Genomic DNA, 20,790 nt, shown 5'->3' on the forward strand with positions numbered 1-20,790 from the left:
GTTTCATCATAGATTATCCGTTAGTTTGCCGTCACTGGTTTGGCGAACAGGATGATGTTGCGTGACCGCGGTACTCCTTTGCCCTGATCTGCGTTGCCAGGAATCCGAAGGCCTTCGTCTTTGCTGAGACGTTTTTGGTAAAGCAGCATCGTCCCGCGATTCAGCTTTACCTTGTCGCCTGTCTTGTGAAAATCCTTCAGCCAGGTGGGCACCGGAACTTTGGGGTCATGTGCCACGTAGAGCTCTAGATCCTTGCCGGCAGTTGCGACGATGTAGTCGGCAGCCCAATAGGTGCTGTCACTTTGAGCGGTGCGAACGACGCGACTGTCTCGCAAGTATTCAGGGATCTCCTGAATGAAGACCCTGGCGTCATCAGAGTACGCGAGAATTTCATCGCGATAAGGATCCTCCATGCCGCCGGCTCCCGTACCGGTATAAGCAAACATCGAGAACATCTGGTCCGACTCGTCTGTTCCCGGGAGCGGCGGGGGCACAACGTACCTTAGTTCGGTAAGCTCAGCGAGTTTGTCCGCATCAATTTCAGGTCGGTCTGGTAGCGACGATTCCAACACAGTTGGCAACGTTTCCAGAATGCCACCCCGCAAGTCGACGGGTTTTGAATTCAAACGCAGTGTCGCTGGCTTCAACCCCTCACGCCGCGCGGTCAGAACCACCTCGCCGGCCTTCAATGTTGAACGAATGCTGACGCGATTGATTCCGCATTCGGTATCGAGATACAGATGGTTCGTGCTATCTTCGGTGCCACTGTTGTAACCGCCTCGCCAAATTCCAGGCCCGGAAACTTCAAAGTCCACGCGTGCTTGATCGGTCGGGCAACGTAGGCCCTGTGCGTCGACGACCTCAAAGTCGATCAATGCGATGTCTGAACCATCGGCCAACCACCCCCCGGGAGCCGTCATGGGCGTGAGCTTGAGTGCCACGGGCTGGACCGCCGTTTGTTTCACTTGCGAAGCGATTTCGACACCATCGCGGTATGCGACGACTTTGATCTCGCCTGGCTCAAATTTGACGTCAGGCCACGTGAAGAGCGTGTTCAGGCTGCGCTGACCTTGTCCAAGACTCTTACCATTGACGAACAACTCGGCGCGGTCTGCTTTGGCGACAGCGTACATCGGCTTCACCGTCTCTGCTGGATAGTTCCAGTGGCCAATCAGATGCACGCGATCTTCGTCGTCCCAGGTCGCCTGCAACGCCCAATACGCTTCCTTTGGCAATCGCACTGCATCGACCTCGCCGGTCGCGCGAGCACAATCGGTTCGTTGCCGCGTCCCGTGGGTTCCATCCGAAAAGATCCAGTTCGCGCCGCCCGAGTGTTCAGGTTTGCTGCCGAACAAGGTCCACCACTGGTCGATCGCATTTGTCGCGAAGCCTTCGGAAGCAATGTGATACGTATTCAGTTCAGCCAGTTTTCCGAGGTTGCCGAAATCGGGTGGTGAATACTTGTCCCAAACCCGGCGAGGAGTTTCAGTGCGGTCGTATTCGGTTTCAACAACCGGCAGCGAGGGTAGCGCTCGAGTACGTCCCACCGTGCCCAGTTCAAGGTCAATGCTGTCTAGCATCGCGGGCGTCGACATGCGGAATCCGAAATAGCGTTGGCCTCTGGGGTCCCATTGACGCGTGATCTCCTTCATCTCCGCCGCATGTTCAGGACTCACGCTGTAGTTACCGCCTTCCCAAACGCAGATCGCGGGATGATTGCGGTAGTAAATGATCATGTCGCGGAACGCTGCCGTGCGAGTCGCCCAGGCTTCCCCCTGGCAATCTTTCTCGCCATCAACGCCCGGCATGATCGTCACGAAACCGTATTTGTCGCTGCTTTGAACTCCAACCGGTGGCCCGGCGCAGTGGCCCCAGCGGATCAGGTTGCCACCGGCTTCCTCCATCAGCTTCAGCGTGTAGTCGTGCATCCAGTTTGGGATGCCCGCACCCAAACCGGCCCAACCCGCGATTGGCTTTTGGCCCCAACCATGCAGTTTCAGCGGATGGCCATTGATCCAAAAACCGGTGTCTCGATCGAAACGAAAATTGCGAAATCCAAACGGCGTCGTACTCACGTCGCGGGTCACGCCGTCGACATTGACCTGGACCCGCACTCTGTAAACATACGGGTAATCCGGTTCCCAAAGATGTGGATCGTCCACATCCAAAGCCGATGTGACTTTCAATTTTTCGCCGGCTGGAATGCTGGCAGTCTGTTCGGCTTGAGCTACCGGATTCCCTTCGTTGTCCAATAACGTAAACTCAATCGTGGCTTCTACCGCACCGTCTTGTGAATTTGCGATCTCTGCTGTCACACCAACTTTGGCGTGATCCTTGGCAAGCGACTCGGTCCACGCGTAGATGCCTTCGGTACCCAGGTTGGCATGCAGTGGCAACGTCACATGGACTGGATCGAGCACATGCAGATAAACGTTGCGGTAAATTCCTCCATGCGGCGGATGCCAGTTTTGGTGGTGCCACGGCGTATCGCCGGCGTAGAGTTTTGGCTCGACGGTGTTATCCGCTTTCACCGCCAACACGTTGGTTCCATCGGTGTTCAGGTACGGGGTGAGATCAAATGCAAACGGGATGAAGCCGGTCTTGTCTTGCCCAAGATGATGTCCGTTCAGATAAACGTCGGCGACCTGCCGGACCCCTTCAAACTCAATGTAAACTTTCTTGCCTTGTGTTCCCGCAGGCAACAAAAACTCTTTGCGATACCAGGCCGCGCCTTGCCATAGGTCCGTCTCTCCTTGGTGTCCGCCGTCGCCGAAATTATTGAAGGTGTCGATGTCATTCCACGTGTGAGGGCAACTGACGCTCGTCCACTCGCTGGCATCGAAATCCACTGCTTCGGCGCCCGTCACATCCTCGCGGATGAAACGCCAATCCGCGTTCAGGTTGAACTTTCTAGCCGTCGGCTCAGCACTCTGTATCTGAGCGGTTAGCTCGCCGAAACTGATAAGCGTTGCTACCAAGGCTGCGAACAGAGGTAGCGTCCGTTGACGCAAACGCAGCCTGAAGTCGCAGATCGATGATTTCGCAGGGCGGAAAATGGGTTGTTGGAGCCAATCGAGCATTACGTTATCAGAGGGCATAGTTCGTCTCGTTGATCACAATCTCTAAAGGGCAAAAGTTAAGGGGCGGCGATTTCATCACCGCGCATGAACGTGCTTTTCTGGACGTCTTCGGCCTTCAACTGTTTGGTCTGCACGGGTAACCAGAGCGAAGCTACCGGAACGTACGTGATCACCATTAATGCGATGATCATGGATGCAAAAAAGGGAAGCATCGTCTTGGTGACTTTGGCGATCGTTGTCTTACCAACGCCGCATCCGATAAACAGGCAGGTGCCAACCGGCGGCGTGCACAGACCAATGCACAGATTGGCAATCATCATGATTCCAAAATGCACCGGGTGCATGCCCAGTTGCTCGACCACCGGTAAGAAGATCGGTGTGAAGATCAGAACCGCCGGTGTCATGTCCATGAACGTCCCGACACACAGCAGCAGAACGTTGATCGTTAGCAGGATCACGATCGGATTTGCAGACAATCCCAGCAGCGCCGCGCTAACAGTTTGCGGAATGTTCGCCATCGTCATGATCCAGCTCATGCCCGAACTGGCACCGATCAACAGCATGACAACTGCCGTCGTGATACCGGTTTGCAATAATAGATCGGGCAGTTCTTTCAGCTTGATCTCTCGGTAGACCACTACCGACAGCAAAAATGCGTAAACAACCGCGATGGCGGCCGCTTCGGTGGCAGTGAACACGCCCGCCAAGATTCCTCCAATGACCACGACAATCAGAAACAGACTCAGAAAAGCGCGTCGAAAGTTGACCAGAATCTCTTTCAACGAAGCGCGTGGTTCCGAGGCGCAACTATTCCGAACTGCAAACCCACCGCATACCAACATGATGAACAGTCCGGTGACGATCCCGGGGATGATTCCGGCCATGAACATGGCAGCGATCGAAACCGATCCCGCAGCGACCGAATAGACGATCATGATGTTGCTCGGAGGAATCAATAGACCAGTCGTCGCGGCGGTCGTGGTCACGGCGACGTTGAATTCTCGGTTGTAACCCTTGCGATTCATCTCCGGGATCATGAACCCGCCCACCGACGAAACGGCGGCTGCTGCTGATCCAGAAATCGAACCAAACAGCATGCAAGTCAATGTATTCACGTACGCCAATCCGCCAGGAAGGAAACCAACCAACGTCGCGGCGAAATCGATCAGTCGCGTGGCCATTCCGCCACGTCCCATTAAATGACCGGAGAGAATAAAGAACGGAATCGCCAACAGGGCGAAACTGTTGACGCCATTGGCCATGTTCGCGGCGACGACCACCGAGGGATCCGAACCTTCGGCAAGGATCGCGACAAACGTGGACAGCGCGATCGCAACCGCGATCGGCACGTCCATCACCAGTAGCAACAGAAAGACAGTCACCAGAATGAGCGCAACGGTTCCCACTATTCGAGGTCTCCCGCGGCCGAGGTCTCGAGACCCGAATCACCCAGTTTGTCGGCAGGTGTGGCGATCCTTTCCAACAGGTTCTCAATGGTGTAAAGAACCATGAACACACCCGAGATGGGCAACGCGAGATAGACATAACCCATCCGCCAGCCCAATGCGGGTGTTACTTGCTCCATAGCGAACGTATCGCTAACCACCCGAGCGCCACCATAGAGAAAGATAGCGAAGGCAAAGAACAGGACGATCAAATGGCCAATCACGGCCATGCTCTTGCGAGCGTCCACATGGAACTTGCCGACGAAATAGTCCACGCCCAAATGGCCTTTAGTGCCGAACGCGACAGCACCACCAAGCAACGTGACCCAAACGAGCAAAAACCGAGCAAGCTCTTCGGTCCAATTAGCCTGTTGTCCCATGGCGTAACGAGTGAAGACGCCCCACACAACGTCCAGCACCAATAAGGCGACGGCAACCATCAGTACGATTTCCAAGAATCGCGTCATCCTCGTTTTTAGTTTGATAATCAACGCACGCATTATTCTTGCTTCGCCTCGACTTCCGAGGTGCTCGTTTCTGCCCCGTCGCCTTGTGCGGCGATCTGCCTGAGAAGCGTTTGCACCTCGGGGTTGGCGACACCCGCCAACATCGGCTCGACCTTAGCCGCGAAAGCAGACGTGTCGACTTCGTAGATCTTTACCCCTTCGCTCTTGGCTTGCTCCATCGCCTCGACAGTCATCTTGCGCCACAACTCACGCTGATAAGCCGACGATTCCAAAGCGGCCTCTTGGACCCACCGCTGCACTTCAGGATCGAGCCTGCTCCACACTTTCGTGCTGATCAATAACATGTCTGGGATGCGAGTATGCCCGTCCAGCGAAAGGTGCTTGCAGACTTCGTAGTGCTTGCTCGAAGAAAAACTCGGCAGGTTGTTTTCAGCTCCGTCGACCGTGCCTTGGGCCAGCGATGAATACAGTTCGCCCCAAGCGATTGGTGTAGGCGATCCGCCCATCGCCTTGACCATATTGATTGCGGTGGAGCTATTCATCACCCGGACTTTCAAGCCTTCCAGATCATCCGGAGTACGGATCGGCTTGCTCTTGGTGTAGAAATGGCGACTGCCGGCATCGTAATAACAAAGCCCGCGCAAAAACTTCGATTGGCCATCCTGCAGAAGCTTCTTGCCGATCTCACCCTCTAAGACAGTCCAGCAGTGCTCGTCGTCTCGAAACACATACGGGTAGCTGAAGACGGACATCGCCGGAATGAAATTTTCCATCGCCGCCGCAGACGTTTTCGTCATCGCGAGCGAGCCGTTTTGCAATTGCTCGATGCACTGTGTTTCAGATCCGAGCACAGCACTCGGGTAAATATCAATCGTGACGGTACCGCCGGAAAGCTCCTCCAACCGCTGCTTCATCCGTTCCATCCCTTGATGGACTGGATGACTGGTGTCTTGCGTGTGCCCCAGTTTTAGCACCAACTGCCGAGCACCACCGCCCGTGATCTGTTGGCTTTGGTAGCGAACAAACATCGCAAAACCAACGGTCGCCACCAAGCATCCGACCAACAGACCTGCGACAAACAATGAAAGAGATCTATTCATGCCATCATTCTCTGACCAATCAAAGACGAGTCCTGTGCATGGGTCGAAGCGCACGCCGGCTTTCGGTTCGCTGATGGCGAGCTACTGGTCACGGCACTTCGCTAACTGCTCAGTCTAGGAGCTCAATGACGCGCAAACCTTGACGATCGAACTTAGGATTAGCACAATAGTCCCACGCCATATGTTACTGCTCTTGTACCAAGTTATTCCGCTAGTCATCAGCCTTCAGCCAGCTTGCTACGGTTATTGCGTCCTCTTCAAATGAAAGTACTTAAGAAACAGGACTGGTTTCACGACGACGGATTTCCGATCGTTGTCGAGCGTCGAAATCCGCAGGAGCCCTTTGGTCTGCACTGCCACGAGTTCTCAGAGATCGTGATCATCACAAGCGGGAAAGGACTCCACATCAGTGGCGAGGAAAGTTACGAACTCAGCGCAGGTGACACGTTTGTCATTGGTGGAGATCGCCCCCACGACTACGTGAATATGGATCAATTGAGTTTGATCAATGTTCTTTTCGACCCCACCGAGCTGCCGATGTCTCTCGGTGACTTGCAGGCGCTCTCCGGCTATCACGCCTTATTCACGTTGGAGCCCGCAACGCGCAAGCAGCACCAGTTTTCGAGTCATTTACAATTAAGCCCAGCCGAGATCGACGAGTCCCTGCGTTTGGTCGACAAGCTGGACAATGAACTCGCCACGCGAGAACAGGGTTTTGCGGTGATGGCGATTGCATTGATGCTCGAACTCGTGACATTTCTCTCACGTTGCTACTGCAAGACGCGAAACCCAGCTAGCAAAACGCTGATTCGCATCGGCGAATCGATTTCACATATGAGACGCAATCTTGACCATGCAATTGCGCTCGAAGACCTAGTAAACATTTCGGGAATGTCGCGTACCAATTATACCAGAGCGTTCGAGGCTACGATGGGAACGTCGCCGATCAACTACCTTATCGGCCTTCGGATCGAGGAAGCCAGTCGATTATTGCGAAGTACCGATCGCAGCATCACGGATATTGCATTCGATGTCGGATTCAGCGACAGCAATTACTTCAGTCGCCAGTTCCGCAAAACTCACGGTCAATCTCCACGCGAGTACAGAAAGCGTCATCGTTAGGGCGACCCTAGAGTGAGATACTTGAAACGATGCTCGCAGATTCGCACAGCCATCGAGGGTTGATGGACGGACAATGCGTTTCTTGAACATCGTCGATGAATACAAACGCGTTTGCTTGAGCATCAAGGTTGGCCGAAGCATCACGAATGAAGATGCGATCGACACTTTGGTGGAGCTGCTCTCGACGTGCAGCGTTCCGAAACGGATTCGCTGCGACAATGGAACCGAGTTTATCTCAGCGGCGATTAAGAAGTGGCTCTGCACGCTTGCCATAGGTTGAAGACTGGTTTCACATATTGAGGCAGGTCAGATCTCGGCTGTCACCTCGGGATTCGCAAGAGCTAGAAGACAGCATTCTTTGTCTAGACATCACGCGTCCGATGGAAGGTGGCTGGGCATCGATCATTGGGCAAAAGGGTACTAAAGTCACGGTGGCAGATTTTAGGTAAAGTAACGATCCTATCGTGATGAAAAACTCGGGTATCTGACCTCCCCTAGAAACTGGCTCACGAAACTTGTTCTGCGAATTTCTAAAGCGATGCTTTTCAAGGACACTCATGACAGAGCGACATAAACCGAATCATTTGCAGTTATCGATCCTAGTGCTTCTTACGTACTTTCTTATCGGGAAAGTCGATCTGCAGTGCACTGTCGCTGCAGAAACAAAACCGAATGTCCTGTTTATTCTTGCGGATGACCTTGGATGGAGCGACACAACCCTTTTCGGCACGACGAAGTTCTATAAAACACCGAACATTGAGCGACTTAGTGCCCGGGGAATGACTTTTACTCACGCTTACTCCTCGAGTCCATTGTGTTCACCGACACGGGCCAGCATTTTGACTGGCCTAAGCCCGGCACGGACGGGCATCACAACTCCCAATTGCCATCTACCGAAAGTCATACTCGAGGCGACACCTACAGCAGCAGCGGCTCCAAACAGCAAGGCAACGATTCCAACGTCGGTCTCAAGGTTAAAAACCAGCTACTACACCTTGGCTGAGATGTTCAAAGATCAAGGGTATGCTACTGCGCACTTCGGGAAGTGGCACTTGGGTACTCAGCCCTATTCACCGCTCGAACATGGCTTCGAGATAGACATTCCTCACTGGCCCGGCCCTGGTCCGGCGGGAAGTTTTGTCGCTCCCTGGAAATTTCCCGACTTCGATCCTCAGACACCAGACGAGCATATCGAGGACCGCATGGCTGAAGAGGCGGTCGAGTTTATGGAGAACCACCAAGATCAGCCTTTCTTCTTAAACTATTGGATGTTTAGCGTTCACGCCCCGTTCGATGCCAAGCAAGCACTGATTGATAGATATAGGAAGCAAGTTGATCCGAAAGATCCCCAACGGAGCCCAACCTACGCAGCCATGATTGAGAGCATGGATGATGCAGTAGGGACGCTGCTAGATACGCTCGACCGATTGGGAATAGCAGAGAACACAATCATCATCTTTGCTTCAGACAATGGCGGTAACATGTACAACGAGGTCGATGGCACCTCGGCAACCAGCAATTATCCCTTAAAAGGTGGGAAGGCGACCATCTACGAGGGGGGCGTACGTGGGCCAGCCGTGGTTGTTCATCCTGGTGCCGTCGAGGCCGGCTCACGTAGCGATCAGGTTATTCAAAGTAGCGATTTCTACCCAACACTGCTCGAGTTACTGGCCGTTGACCCTGCTCCTGGGCAAGTGTTTGACGGCATCAGCATCGTGCCCGCCTTGCATGGCAAGCCGCTTGCGCGTGAGGCGATCTTCACCTACTTTCCGCACAGCCCGAAGATTCCGGATTGGTTGCCTCCTGCGGTTAGCATTCACCAAGGTGACTGGAAGTTGATTCGAATCTTTCATGGTGGAGAGAATGGGAAGCACCGCTACAAACTCTTTAACTTGAAAGAAGACCTCGGGGAGACGAACAACCTAGCTGACACACAACCAGAACGCGTCAGAGAACTTGATGCACTGATTGAAGCGTTTCTGATTGAAACCGAGGCTGTCCTTCCGTTGCCAAACCCCAAGTTCAATCCCGCCAAGTACCAACCGGGGCTAGAAGGCAAGGCCAAGCTTAGAAAGGCGGGAGGTGCGCCTAGGAAGAACAAGAAGAAACCACAGCGGGTCAAGCAGGCAGCTGGCGCATAAAATTCGCATGAGAATACTACAGTTCAGACTGCAGAGAGAAGTCCAGCTATGCTTACAGATCGAAACTTAATTCTCTGCCTCCTGGGAATCTTTCTGGGACTGGAAAGTGCTTGTGGTGTCGAGCACGCGAAGGCTGACAGCGCTCTGTTAACAATCGATAACGGAACAATCAAAATCGGTATCGATGGTGACAAAGGAGGTGCAATCACTTGGCTCTCATCGCGTGCCTACGAGAAAAACATGGTGAATATCGCTGACCCGGGAAGATTGATTCAACAGTCTTACTACGCTGGTAAACGGCTAGATCGAACTTCCACAGGGCAGAGTCCCAATTGGAGCCCCTGGTCCTGGAATCCGATTCAAGGTGGCGGCATGGGATCGTGGGCGAAGGCGTCTCAATCTGACCAGGTGGACGGAACCCTTTTCTCCGAGGTCACGCCGAAGCTTTGGGACATGCCCGACGAAGAAGCGCAAGCAACGATGCAACAGTGGACGACCTTTGAGGCATTGGCTCCCAACGCGGTCGTCGTCAAATGCGAATTCGTCTCGCTCCGCAATGAGAACGACCGTTGGGGTGGTGCGATCGTGAATCCCCAGGAAGTTCCCGCGTGTTACTTCACTCGAAATTTCGCCACGGTAAAAAGCTATCTCGGTGGCGGCCAGTGGCGGCAAGAGTCGCAGGAGTTTGGACCGCCCTGGGGAAAGGCGATACCACCTCGAAAATCTATGGCGTGCTTCGATGCAGCAGGACACGGCGTTGCCATATTTAGTCCGTCGTCTACCGAGCCGTGGAACTTCGGACCCCATGGAGGCGGATTAAGCGATGATCCTACTGGCAGCCCGTGTATGCACGTCGCACCGATCGATCGTGTGAAACTCGGTCCTAGGTCCACCTATCGCTATCGCTATTGGATAGTGGTTGGAGATGAATCTGACATTGAGGCGAGCCTAGACAGCCTGTGGAGAAAATACGCCAACGAGCGTGCCGAAGTCACTCCTCCTCGAATCGCGAGACCAGAAGTAAATCAGCCATAGTTGGTATTATCTCGTCTTCACCAGCTATTATTTCTGTCCACTTATCTGCAATAAGAGCGTGACACCAGTGTCGGAGGTGTGCCTGTTCCTGTCTTAGGGGGTTGTTTTTGTGACGAGATATTATTCAACCCGCCATGCCCAAATGGTGGTACTAGTCTGCGTAAGCCTTACTTCATTGGCTCAACTCGCTTCGGCTCAAATACTAGCCGTCACCAGTAACGGTGACATTAACGCCGGTACTACCTGGGATGGTGGTGTAGCCCCAACGGCTGGGGATACCAACCTGTGGGGCACATCCAACTTCACGGTCAGGACCGGCACCCAAACCTGGGAAGGTCAGGAACTAATTGTTCAGACTGGAGGTAGACTGGGTACAAACACCGCGGGTCCGACGTTGACCATGAATGGAGACCTAACGCTGGACGGTGGGACGATCAAAAACCTCAACAACCTCAACTTTACGATTGATCTACAAGGGAACACGCTCAACTTGAACAGTGGGACTCTGGACTCTGGAGATCTTAACCCTGACCGAGACTTGAGAATTCAGAATGCCGTGTTGGCGGGCAACGGAACAATTGCCGTTGAAGGAGGGGATGCCGCAGCCGCTAATCGGTCGGACTTCATCTTCGAGAACACCGTGGATACATCGGCTTTCACGGGCACCCTGACTGCCTTGTTCCGTACGCGCCTTTTCCTTCCGGAGGTTCCGGTTGAGGATGCCTCGTTTGGAATCAATGTTGGAGGATCGGGCGGGATATCGCTTGCCAATAACTTGGCAGTAATGAGCGCCCAGTTCAATAATTTTATTGTTCCAGCGGGAAGCTATTCGCAGTCAGACCTACTAGGGCTAGGCGTGAATGTTAACCGATTCATTGGGGCTGGATCTGGCATTCTGACGGTTGTCTCTGGTCTTGCTGGCGACTTTGACCTCGACGGAGATGTCAATGGCAGTGACTTTCTCCAGTGGCAGCGCGACACAAGCATAGGTGACCTGGCCGATTGGCAGGCGGACTACGGGCAGGGTCTGCCGTCGGCAGCGACCGCGATCACCGCAGTTCCCGAGCCCACATCATTGCTTACGCCTAGCATTGCCCTATGTCTCACGCTACCTAGAAGATCACGCTGGACGCAACAGATACACCGGAAGCAATTACGAATAGCGTGGACGTACCATCTTGGCTAGCGTCGGTCAGGTCGTACTCCTAACGCCCAGCAAAACCGCTGAAAGATTGCCTCGAACGAGGCACTTATGAAAACGGTTCACCTCGGCGAGTTGGTAGCAAGCTGAATTCGCCGCGGATGCGGGATTCAGCCAACTCTGTGATGGGATAAACAGCTGGCTCTGCTTCCCGGCTCCCAGGCCTGTTCACTTCAGGTCGGTTTAGCGACTAGAACTGAGCATGCGTTTTTGGCCGCTCCAAAGATCGAATTTACATTTTCAACTCATTGGCTTTTCATGATTCGTTACATTTTTTTGGTCGGTTTACTATTCTTGATCACCCTTTCGTCGGCTTGGGGACAAGAGCCCGCATTGAAGAGAGTTGACATTGACTTTGAACTTACTGATGGGGCAGCGTGGGACGGTCACCGAACTTTGTTCGTCCCGGATGTTAAGGGTGGCGTACTGTGGAGCATTCCGACCGAGCAGGATATCCGCAAGGCGCGTAAACGACTGGACGGCGATTGGGCCATTTCAGGCACGTATTATCAAAATGGAACCCTGTACTTTGTCGATGGCGCTAAGAGAAAGCTGTTTCAGCTTCCTGAAAGTGGTGCCCCCAAAGAGTTGGTTGCTTTTGGAGAAGAGCAGCGTCCCAATGATTTAGTCGTTGATCTTCGTGGTGATATCTACATTACCTTTACCCGCGAAGGAGTCGTGCGTCGCGTTGCTGCCGACGGCGAGGTCTCAGTCGTGATAACCGACTTGGTTCAACCCAACGGCATCAGTCTTTCGCCAGATGATAAGACCATTTATGTGTCGTCAATCAGTACCGGCCAACTGGTCGCCGCCAAGATTGATCTGTCAAAAGGCCAATTCGAAACATCAAGCTTTGCTCAGTTGCCGAAAACGGAAATCGGTTTTCGTGGTGACGGAATGACGGTCGATCGTGCTGGGAACGTCTACTGCACGGGTGGCCGATCGGTTTGTGTCTTTGATCCCGATGGAGAAATGATCGACGAAATCGTCACAAAGGCTCGCCCGATCAACGTGGTTTTTGGTGGTGATATCCAACGCCATTTGTACATCAGCACCTTTGACGGACTTTACGTAATGCCGCGCAATGCCTATGGCAGATGTCCAATGCCGGCGGTCGACATGACCGGCATTGAGTCGACGACGCAGATTTCGTATGCCAACATTGATGGAAGAAATTTGTACATGGACGTCTACCGCCCAGAATCAGCAACCGGGCAATTGCCTGCGGTCATCGTGATTCATGGCGGAGGATGGGTCAAAGGAGCGAAAGAAAAGTTTGCGGCGCTATCAGCGGCGATTTGCCGCCGTGGCTATATCGTTGCCAACATTGAGTATCGATTGGGACATGAAGCAAAATTTCCGGCAGCCATTCGTGACTGCAACGCAGCAGCTGCTTATCTGCGTACCCATGCGGCTGACTTTGGGATCGACCCAAATCGAATTGCCGCGGTGGGAGGATCAGCCGGTGGGCATCTCGCAGGACTGGTGGCGGCCGGGCATGACATTGCGGAATTGCGACATGCGGGCACTGAGGAATCAAGTCACTTGGATGCTTTGGTAGTGATGGCGGGGCCAATGGAGATTTCACCGGGGCGAGTCGCCGATCAATCGATCTCTGAGCCAGAAAAATCGTTTGCGGTGGTTTGGTTTGGCGGGGATGCGAAGCAAAAACCAGACCTATACAAATTAGCCGACGTCACCAGTAAAGTGGACGCGACGATGCCTCCGGTTCTTTTCTTGACAGGGTCAAAAGACAAACCCGACAAAAATAAGGCCGTGCAAGAGAAGTTGGAATCCTTGGGCGTCGAAACCGAACTGTCAATTGTGCAAGGTGCCAAACATGCTCAATGGAATTCGCCCCAGTTCATGCCCATGTTTGTCGAGGCAATTGATCGGTTTCTCAGAAAGAATCTACCTTCGACCGACGATCCGATTGCTCCGCGCAGCAAAGTAGATCTCTTTCACGGGCAAGACCTGACCGGCTGGGAGCTGACATTAGAAACACCGGAAACTGGAGTTTTCAACGCGAGCGAGGGTGTCATCCAAGTGGCCGGCATGCCTTTCGGCTATCTCCGAACTGAAAAGGCCTACAAGGATTACAGACTTCATGTCGAGTGGCGATACTTAGATACACCGCCTGCACCGGGAAAGAACCGCAATAGCGGTGTATTGCTACACATGACCGGTGAAGACAAAGTCTGGCCCAACTTTACCGAAGCCCAGTTGAGAGCAAACAACGCTGGCTTTTTTGTTTTCTCGGGGGACTCGACATGCACAGAAATTGAGAAAGCCACCGAACAGAGGAAAGCCAGGGGCAATAACAAGAAGGTTCGCGTCATAAAACGCAAGCCTAACGTCGAGGAAAAACCAGTCGGCCAGTGGAATTCCTACGACATCGTCTGTATGGGCGATACCGTTACCCTAACCGTCAATGGAAAGCTGGCGAACAAGGCAACCGGGTGCGTTCCGGCCGCTGGGAAAATTGGCCTATAAAGTGAAGGTGCACAGCTGGAGTTTCGAAACATTTATCTCGAACCGGTAGAGTAGAAGTAGAATGCGCTACTTCATTTGACCGGCCCTCCAGATCAAGATATCGGACGGTCAATGCGTGAAGTTCTGATTAAGGATCAAATCCATGACTCACTCGAACCGACGATCTTTTTGCAAGCATGCTTTGCTTCCGCTGGCTGCGTCTGCATTGGTGCCATCGGCAGCCTCGCGCGCTGAAGAAAAACCCGGCGAACCGATTAGACGTTCGCACCTCCGCATTTCGTTGAACGCTTTCTCCTTCAACAAACTGCTGTTAGAAAATGCCGAAGATTCCAGCAAGGGAGTAGATCTGTTCGGCGTCTGCGACTTCTGTGCCAGCCTAGATATCGACGCGGTCGATCTGACCGGCTACTACTTTCCAGGGTATCCGGATGCCCCCACGGACGATTATATCTTTCACCTAAAGCGCCATGTGTTCGATCTGGGGCTGGAAGTAAGCGGAACGGGTGTACGAAATGACTTTGTGGTAGACGATGAAGCAGTCCGTCGCGAAGGTATTCAGAGGGTCAAAACGTGGATTGAAGTGGCCGCTAAACTGGGGGCTCCGGTGATCCGCGTTTTTGCTCAAACGTGGCCACCGTTTCGCAACTGGCAGCAGGCCGCTGGCGAAGCTGATCGACTGACGGTGGAAGGACGGGTTGCAGACGCACTTCGTGTATGTGCGGATTATGGACAAGAATACGGAGTGATCGTGGGCGTTCAAAACCACGGCGACTTTGTGAAAACTGGGCAGGAACATCTAAGTCTCATCGATCGAGTCAATCATCCGTGGTGTGGTGCTTTGGTAGACACCGGAAGGTATCTCTCTGAGGATCCCTATGCCGACATTACGCTGACCGCACGGTACGCGGTCAATTGGCAGATCAAACAGGCGATGGGGCACAAGGCTGATGCCACGCCAATGGACATGCGGAAGTTATTGACCATTATTCGAAGGTCCGGATATCGCGGCAACATTCCAATCGAAACTCTTCCTCTCGAACGTCCTGACTACGACCCATTTGTAGAGATTCCCAAAGTGCTTGGTGAGGTTCGCAAAGCAATGAAAGCCACCGCAACTATCCAGCCTGAGGCAGACGGTTAGTCATTGAGAGCCCGCTTTTGGACTCACGTCTCTCTCGCATGCTTCGAGAACGTAGGCGCACGGGTGCAACGCACTCGCGTTACGAGAGGTATCCACAAAATACGACGGGCCGAGTGCTTGAACCAACACGGGTTCTTGTCATTGACTGACGCAAAGGCGAAGATTGACGCATGAGTTGACTAGATTGAACAGAAACCACATACCGCTTTTAGCAACCTAGCCTCCAGAGATTTCGCTTCATCCGGCAGGCCCGTCTGGCCAGGTGGAACTTCGATTTCACTCACGGATCGTAGTTCAGCAACGGGAAATAGGTCAGAGCAAGAAAAAGAAAAGCAATATGAATTCTTCGAGAACTCTTAGAACAATGATTGCGATGGTTTTGGCGACGAGCATCTTTTCGTCACCGGCGGAGTCTTTTGCTGAAGAGCCAAGTGTGCTGGTGGTCAACACCGCGGCGTCCGAGCCGGTAAATAACGCGTTGCTTGGTTACAACATCTTTCACTTCGAAAGCCAGCGCGAGCGAGACTTTATCGAGCGCATTAACCCTGTGGCAATGCGCTTTCCGGACGGTGTCTGGGGCAACTTTTACAATTGGGAAACCGATGGCTTCACGAATCACGGCGACGAGCACCACCGATCCCATGTCTACGCCCCGGTCCTCGCAAAATGGAAAGAACTCGGCATCAAAGGGGGCATTGCCGGACTCACGAAACTTAATGACCAGAAATTACAACGCGACGGCGCAGGCTACAACATCGTCTGGCTATACAACGCGGCTTTCGACAGCCCAGAAAAGAATGTCGCCCGTATGCAGGATAGCATCGAAAAGGGCTTCGTTGTCCGCGACATCGAACTGGGGAACGAGCAGTTCTGGCTGACCCAAGTCTCGAACCGTACTCTGACCCCCGAAGGCTACCGCGACGCTGCACGCGGTATCTCGAAAGCTCTGAAGCAAGCTAACCCCGACGTCCGCGTATCGGTCACCTTGTCGTGGCGAGACCAGCACGACAGTTGGAACAAAATTGTTGCGGATGATGATCAATACTTCGACGCAATCTCGCTGCATAAGTACAGCGGATCCGGCAAGGACGAATCCGAGGACGACGCCAAGTTAAAGACCGTGCTGGCCGGGCGAAAGCACTTGGCAGAGTCCGCCGCGTACGTTCGGAGCTTTGCCCAGAAACCCATCTGGTTGACCGAATGGGGCTTGAATTCCGGCAAGGACGCAAAAGCAGCCTCGGCCCTATCGATGGCCGATTGCTACCTGTATCTATTTGAAAACCAGGACACCTTCCACCGCGCGAACTGGTTTTCTGTCAACGGCGTCGCCCGAAGTTTCGTCGCCATGGGCAAGAACCGACGGCCCGTTGAACCGTTGCGAAAGACCGCCTTCGGCTGTGTGCACGAGATCATGCGCGGCATTTTTGAAGACGCTGATCTGCTCTCAACGACCGTCGAAACCTCGACCCTCGATACCGGCGCCGGCACTGTCGACGTCGTCACCGCTCGAGCCGTAAAAAAAGATGGCCGCCTGATCATCTGCGCCATCAATCTTTCGGATCAGCCCAGCCAACTGGCGATCACAATCGATCGAAACAATGAAACTGCAGTCCTCACCCACGAAGCCTTAGCCTTCAATTCCATGGGCGAAACCCTCTTATTGGATATCGACGCTAACCCGCTGGAATCGATTGAACTCACCAACAACCGCGTCACTCTATCTCCACGATCTATCAACAAGATCGTGATGGCAGGACAAGATGGGGACGCGTACAAATGACGAGAAGAAACATCCGCATGGTGTTGTCAGCAGTCGTTGGAATAATCCAAATCTAGTAGCGAATTGCGTAAGCCAAGTCGCCGCTGCGGCCAGAAGGTCTTTTTAGTCCGATGTCGGTACGCAGATACCGCGTTGACGCACGACCAAGCATTTCAAGAAACCTCGGTTGTGATTGTCACGTCAAAGAATCAGGTCGAGTATTCCGAATAAAGCCTTGATGACTTTTTTCTAGTCCACTTTTCCACCTTCGGAGCGTAGTCGTTGGAAGAATCTGCAAACATCGGAGTAGGTTTGGGAGTGCAGCGAAGTAGACGAGATAGCTGACCAACCTACGCCAAGGGATAATTTTGTCGGTGTTTTTTTGAAATTGGCCTCAACCGAAAAGAAGTTTTATGGATCGTCGGAATTTCCTCGGAACACTTACAACCACTGGTGCTGGCTTGGCTGCTTCGACGCACCTTTTGCTGTCTCAAACCGCCAGTTTTGCGGAGAGTACCAAGCTAAGCCAATTCGATAAACTGACCAAGAGCCTGTTGGTTGATTGGTGTGATGGAATGATCGCTCATCAGATCGTCGATCCCGGCAATCCCGCGTTTCACGGAGGGTTGGCCTGTCCCGCTTGCCCACGCATTCATGGCCGTTGCTCCGATGCGTTGTATCCGTTCTTGCATCTGGCCAATGTCACGGGCGATCAAAAGTATTTGACCGCTGCGATTAACGTTTATGACTGGGCTGAGAACAACGTCCGCCAACCCGACGGAAGTTGGACCAATGACATCAATCCCAAGTCATGGCGGGGCACGTCGATCTTTGGTGCGATCGCACTTGCCGAAGCCCTACACTATCACGGCAGCGTGCTGGATGCTGAGCGTCGCGCGTCCTGGACGGCTCGGCTCGACGAAGTAGTCAGCAAGTATCTCTACCGTGCCTACAAAAAGATTGACTTCACCAACTTGAATTACGGCATGACGGGCGTCTACGGTTTTCATCTGTTCGGTGAAATGCTCGACAATCCCGACTATACCGCTCGCAGCGAGCAATTCGCAGCACGCTTGAAAGACTTCTTCACCGAACCCAACAAACTGCTGTGGGGTGAAGGCAAACCAAACGACAACCGTAGTGGTCGTGGCTTACTGCCCGTTGACCTTGGTTACAACGTCGAGGAATCGCTCAACGGTGTGGTGCTTTACGCCTTAGCGGTCGACGATCAGGAACTGCTGAATTTCTTGACCGAATCGCTCAGCGGTCACTTGGAATTCATGTTGCCTGACGGATGCTGGGACAACAGTTGGGGCACGCGATCACAGAAATGGTCGTACTGGGGAAGTCGCACTTCAGATGGGTGTCAGCCTGCGTACAGCTTGATGGCTGGTTACAACCCGGCTTTTGGGACCGCGGCGATCAAGAACGCGGAACTGCTCCGGCAATGTACGGCCAACGGGTTGATTCATGGCGGCCCGCACTACGTTTCGCACGGCGTCCCACCTTGCATTCATCACACATTCACACATGCCAAGGTGATGGCGTTGGTGCAAGACAAAATGCACGCGATGCCCAAGTTCGACGCCGCGACGTCACTACCACGTTCGACCGCCCAAGGGGTCAAGCACTTCCCCGAACTCGATGTTTGGTTGGTCGCTAAGGGGCCGTGGCGGGCAACCGTTTCGGCCTATGATTCCATTTACAAAACGAAGAAATCAGGCTTGTTGCAACAACCAACCGGCGGTTCCCTGTCAGTACTCTATCACGACACCGTGGGCACGCTGCTGGTTTCGAGCATGGCTCGTTACGAAATGGTCGAACCGTTGAACATGCAGCCCAATCCGGGAGACGACTTCCCTTTGACCACACGGATTGAGCATCGTACGGACGATTCCTGGTACACGAACCTGTACGACTTGAAGGCGCAAGTCGATTTCGATGAGGACGATCAGCGAATAAACTGTGTGGTGAAGACGTCGCTCCAAAACGAAAGCCGTCAAACGCTTCGCAATGAAGCATCGACGTACGAACTGCGTTACCAGTTTGATCGCGAGGAGGTGAAGATATCAGTACCCCCGCGTCGCGCGGTTGATTCCCTTGGATCGGCAGCGCTTGTGGTTCCGATTTTCTCACCCTCCGGTGAACCGGTGCGACAAGTTTCTGAAACTCAAATCGAAATCGATAAGCCTGAAGGAACCGTGGTTGTCGAGTGCAACGTCCCGATGTCGATCAAGACCAGCGAGAAAGGGCGTGTGTTCAACATGGTGCCTGGCGCCGAAGCCGTTCCCATTTCTGTCGCCATACCACGCGAAGCCGACGTGGCCGTTCAATGCAAACTCTCCGTGAGGTAACTCGTGCATCAGAGTGATTACACAAGATGAATAAGAGCATCCGTGCGATTTTGGTAGTCCTCTTAGCGATAGGGGTATGCCCATCAGTCGCCCTGGAAACGACAGAGCCGACCGCTGAATCCAATCTGACACGACAGGGTCAACAAGCAATTCAGAGTAATACTCTCACTGCTGGATTTGCTGACGCCGCTAAGGACGCAGATTCTGGCGAGTCGCAAGATTCCAAATTCGTTTCACTCTTTGACGGCTCATCACTGAGTGGCTGGATTGGTGACAAGCCGTATTGGAGCGTACGCGATGGCGTGATCGTAGGAGAGATTACCCCAGAGACGTTAATCAAGAAGAATCGTTTCCTGATCTATCAAGGCAAGATCCAAAAGGATTTCGAGCTCATAGCCGAATACCGCATTTCGCAACAGGGCAATAGTGGGATCAACTATCGTAGTGAACTCGTCGAAGGAATCGACTTTCATGCCCTTCGCGGCTATCAATGCGACATCGATGGCCAGAACCGGTACACAGGCAGCAACTATGAAGAACGAGGTCGAACGACACTAGCAAGCATAGGCGAATCAATGGTAATTCCGTCAATCAAGGCCTCCGAAAAGTTAATGCATGTCAAGCGAAATCGGTGGACCGTCGGTGTTCGGCAGCGCTCGATTGCACCGGCAAGTGAACTCCGTAAAGGCATAAAGGATAGCAAGTGGAACGAGGTCCGCATTGTTGCGAAAGGCAACGTACTAGAGCACTATGTCAACGCTCAACTGATGAGCAAAGTCATCGACGAAGACGAAGCAAACCGCAAGTTCGAAGGGCGACTAGGCGTGCAGGTGCACGTGGGCCCACCGATGACAGTCGAGTATCGCAATCTACGCGTGCGACCATTGAGTTCGGCTAAAGACTAAGGCAAGTTGTTCTGCTACGCTTTTCCCAGCCGCACGCGTCGAAGAATGGGTGTGGCGACCAATGGAAACAGGGTTACACACTAAGGCCCAAAGTGTCTTGGCGAATAGCGCTTGTGTGAATTAGCGAGGATGCAGCTGACCTTAGGGCTGTCAAAAATCGACTCCTCCACAACCTATGCTGTATAGTCGTTTATAGCACTTGGCCGCTTCGGTATTTTTAACCGAAGCTCGGAACCCAGATTTCTGAATTTGCTTCGGCTGAGCACACCGAAGCGAGTTGGCGTCAACGCCAAACTGCCGAGGTTGGACCACCCGTTGGCTCGAACACTTCTCTCAAAATGAAGGCGGTGAAAACGACCTCAGCATCTTTTGGTTGAAGCAATTCGCGCCAATTCAGGCAATAACTGCGGCAGCTCTGACCGGCTCAGGACGTCATCACTGAGCACACTTCAGCGGTTACACCTGAAGTGCATACGGCAAGGGCGTAGATTAATATCTTGAATGAGTAAGTCAAACGCCCAATACCTAAAAAAAGCCACCGCGGCAG

General features: G+C 53.2%; 13 protein-coding genes and 1 pseudogene. 10 read left to right on the plus strand and 4 right to left on the minus strand.

What is annotated here, in order from left to right; all coding sequences use genetic code 11:
- Window positions 1–20: 20 nt before the first annotated feature.
- The 4 genes from RIB44_09390 to RIB44_09405 are packed head-to-tail and all read right to left on the minus strand — an operon-like array spanning window position 21 to window position 6,092.
- Window positions 21–3,098 carry a DUF4982 domain-containing protein gene (locus RIB44_09390; GenBank protein MEQ8616793.1) on the minus strand — a complete coding sequence of 1,026 codons (3,078 nt, stop codon included), beginning with the start codon at window positions 3,096–3,098 and terminating at the stop codon, window positions 21–23.
- A 38-nt stretch (window positions 3,099–3,136) separates the two neighbouring features.
- Window positions 3,137–4,486, minus strand: a complete 1,350-nt coding sequence (locus RIB44_09395; GenBank protein ID MEQ8616794.1) for a TRAP transporter large permease — start codon at window positions 4,484–4,486, stop codon at window positions 3,137–3,139.
- Window positions 4,486–4,992 carry a TRAP transporter small permease gene (locus tag RIB44_09400; protein ID MEQ8616795.1) on the minus strand — a complete coding sequence of 169 codons (507 nt, stop codon included), beginning with the start codon at window positions 4,990–4,992 and terminating at the stop codon, window positions 4,486–4,488. The genes RIB44_09395 and RIB44_09400 overlap by 1 nt, the downstream gene beginning before the upstream one ends.
- 32 nt (window positions 4,993–5,024) lie before the next feature.
- Window positions 5,025–6,092, minus strand: coding sequence for a TRAP transporter substrate-binding protein (locus RIB44_09405; protein ID MEQ8616796.1), 1,068 nt, complete (start codon window positions 6,090–6,092; stop codon window positions 5,025–5,027).
- A gap of 261 nt (window positions 6,093–6,353) precedes the next feature.
- On the opposite strand from RIB44_09405, the gene RIB44_09410 reads away from it, so the two are divergent.
- The 10 genes and pseudogenes from RIB44_09410 (at window position 6,354) to RIB44_09455 (ending at window position 20,243) form a co-directional block, all read left to right on the plus strand.
- On the plus strand, window positions 6,354–7,214 hold the full coding sequence (locus tag RIB44_09410) for a helix-turn-helix domain-containing protein (protein MEQ8616797.1): 861 nt from the start codon (window positions 6,354–6,356) through the stop codon (window positions 7,212–7,214).
- A gap of 40 nt (window positions 7,215–7,254) precedes the next feature.
- Window positions 7,255–7,494, plus strand: a pseudogene (locus RIB44_09415) (DDE-type integrase/transposase/recombinase).
- Window positions 7,495–7,771: 277 nt separating this feature from the next.
- Window positions 7,772–9,355, plus strand: a complete 1,584-nt coding sequence (locus RIB44_09420; GenBank protein MEQ8616798.1) for a sulfatase — start codon at window positions 7,772–7,774, stop codon at window positions 9,353–9,355.
- A gap of 48 nt (window positions 9,356–9,403) precedes the next feature.
- Window positions 9,404–10,390 carry a hypothetical protein gene (locus RIB44_09425; GenBank protein ID MEQ8616799.1) on the plus strand — a complete coding sequence of 329 codons (987 nt, stop codon included), beginning with the start codon at window positions 9,404–9,406 and terminating at the stop codon, window positions 10,388–10,390.
- 142 nt (window positions 10,391–10,532) lie between these two features.
- Window positions 10,533–11,576 carry a hypothetical protein gene (locus RIB44_09430; GenBank protein ID MEQ8616800.1) on the plus strand — a complete coding sequence of 348 codons (1,044 nt, stop codon included), beginning with the start codon at window positions 10,533–10,535 and terminating at the stop codon, window positions 11,574–11,576.
- 273 nt (window positions 11,577–11,849) lie between these two features.
- Complete coding sequence (locus RIB44_09435) at window positions 11,850–14,084, plus strand: SMP-30/gluconolactonase/LRE family protein (GenBank protein ID MEQ8616801.1); 2,235 nt, start codon at window positions 11,850–11,852, stop codon at window positions 14,082–14,084.
- 142 nt (window positions 14,085–14,226) lie between these two features.
- The gene (locus tag RIB44_09440) at window positions 14,227–15,225 is read left to right on the plus strand and encodes a sugar phosphate isomerase/epimerase family protein (protein ID MEQ8616802.1); all 999 of its coding nucleotides are present in this window, start codon (window positions 14,227–14,229) and stop codon (window positions 15,223–15,225) included.
- Window positions 15,226–15,589: 364 nt separating this feature from the next.
- A complete protein-coding gene (locus RIB44_09445; protein ID MEQ8616803.1) occupies window positions 15,590–17,005 on the plus strand; it encodes a glycosyl hydrolase in 1,416 nt (471 codons plus the stop codon).
- A 392-nt stretch (window positions 17,006–17,397) separates the two neighbouring features.
- Complete coding sequence (locus RIB44_09450) at window positions 17,398–19,338, plus strand: twin-arginine translocation signal domain-containing protein (protein ID MEQ8616804.1); 1,941 nt, start codon at window positions 17,398–17,400, stop codon at window positions 19,336–19,338.
- Window positions 19,339–19,364: 26 nt separating this feature from the next.
- Window positions 19,365–20,243 (plus strand): DUF1080 domain-containing protein, encoded by an 879-nt coding sequence (locus RIB44_09455; protein MEQ8616805.1) that lies wholly within the window; start codon window positions 19,365–19,367, stop codon window positions 20,241–20,243.
- The last annotated feature ends 547 nt before the right edge of the window (window positions 20,244–20,790 follow it).

It is taken from the genome of Lacipirellulaceae bacterium (assembly GCA_040218535.1).
Taxonomy (GTDB): domain Bacteria; phylum Planctomycetota; class Planctomycetia; order Pirellulales; family Lacipirellulaceae; genus Adhaeretor.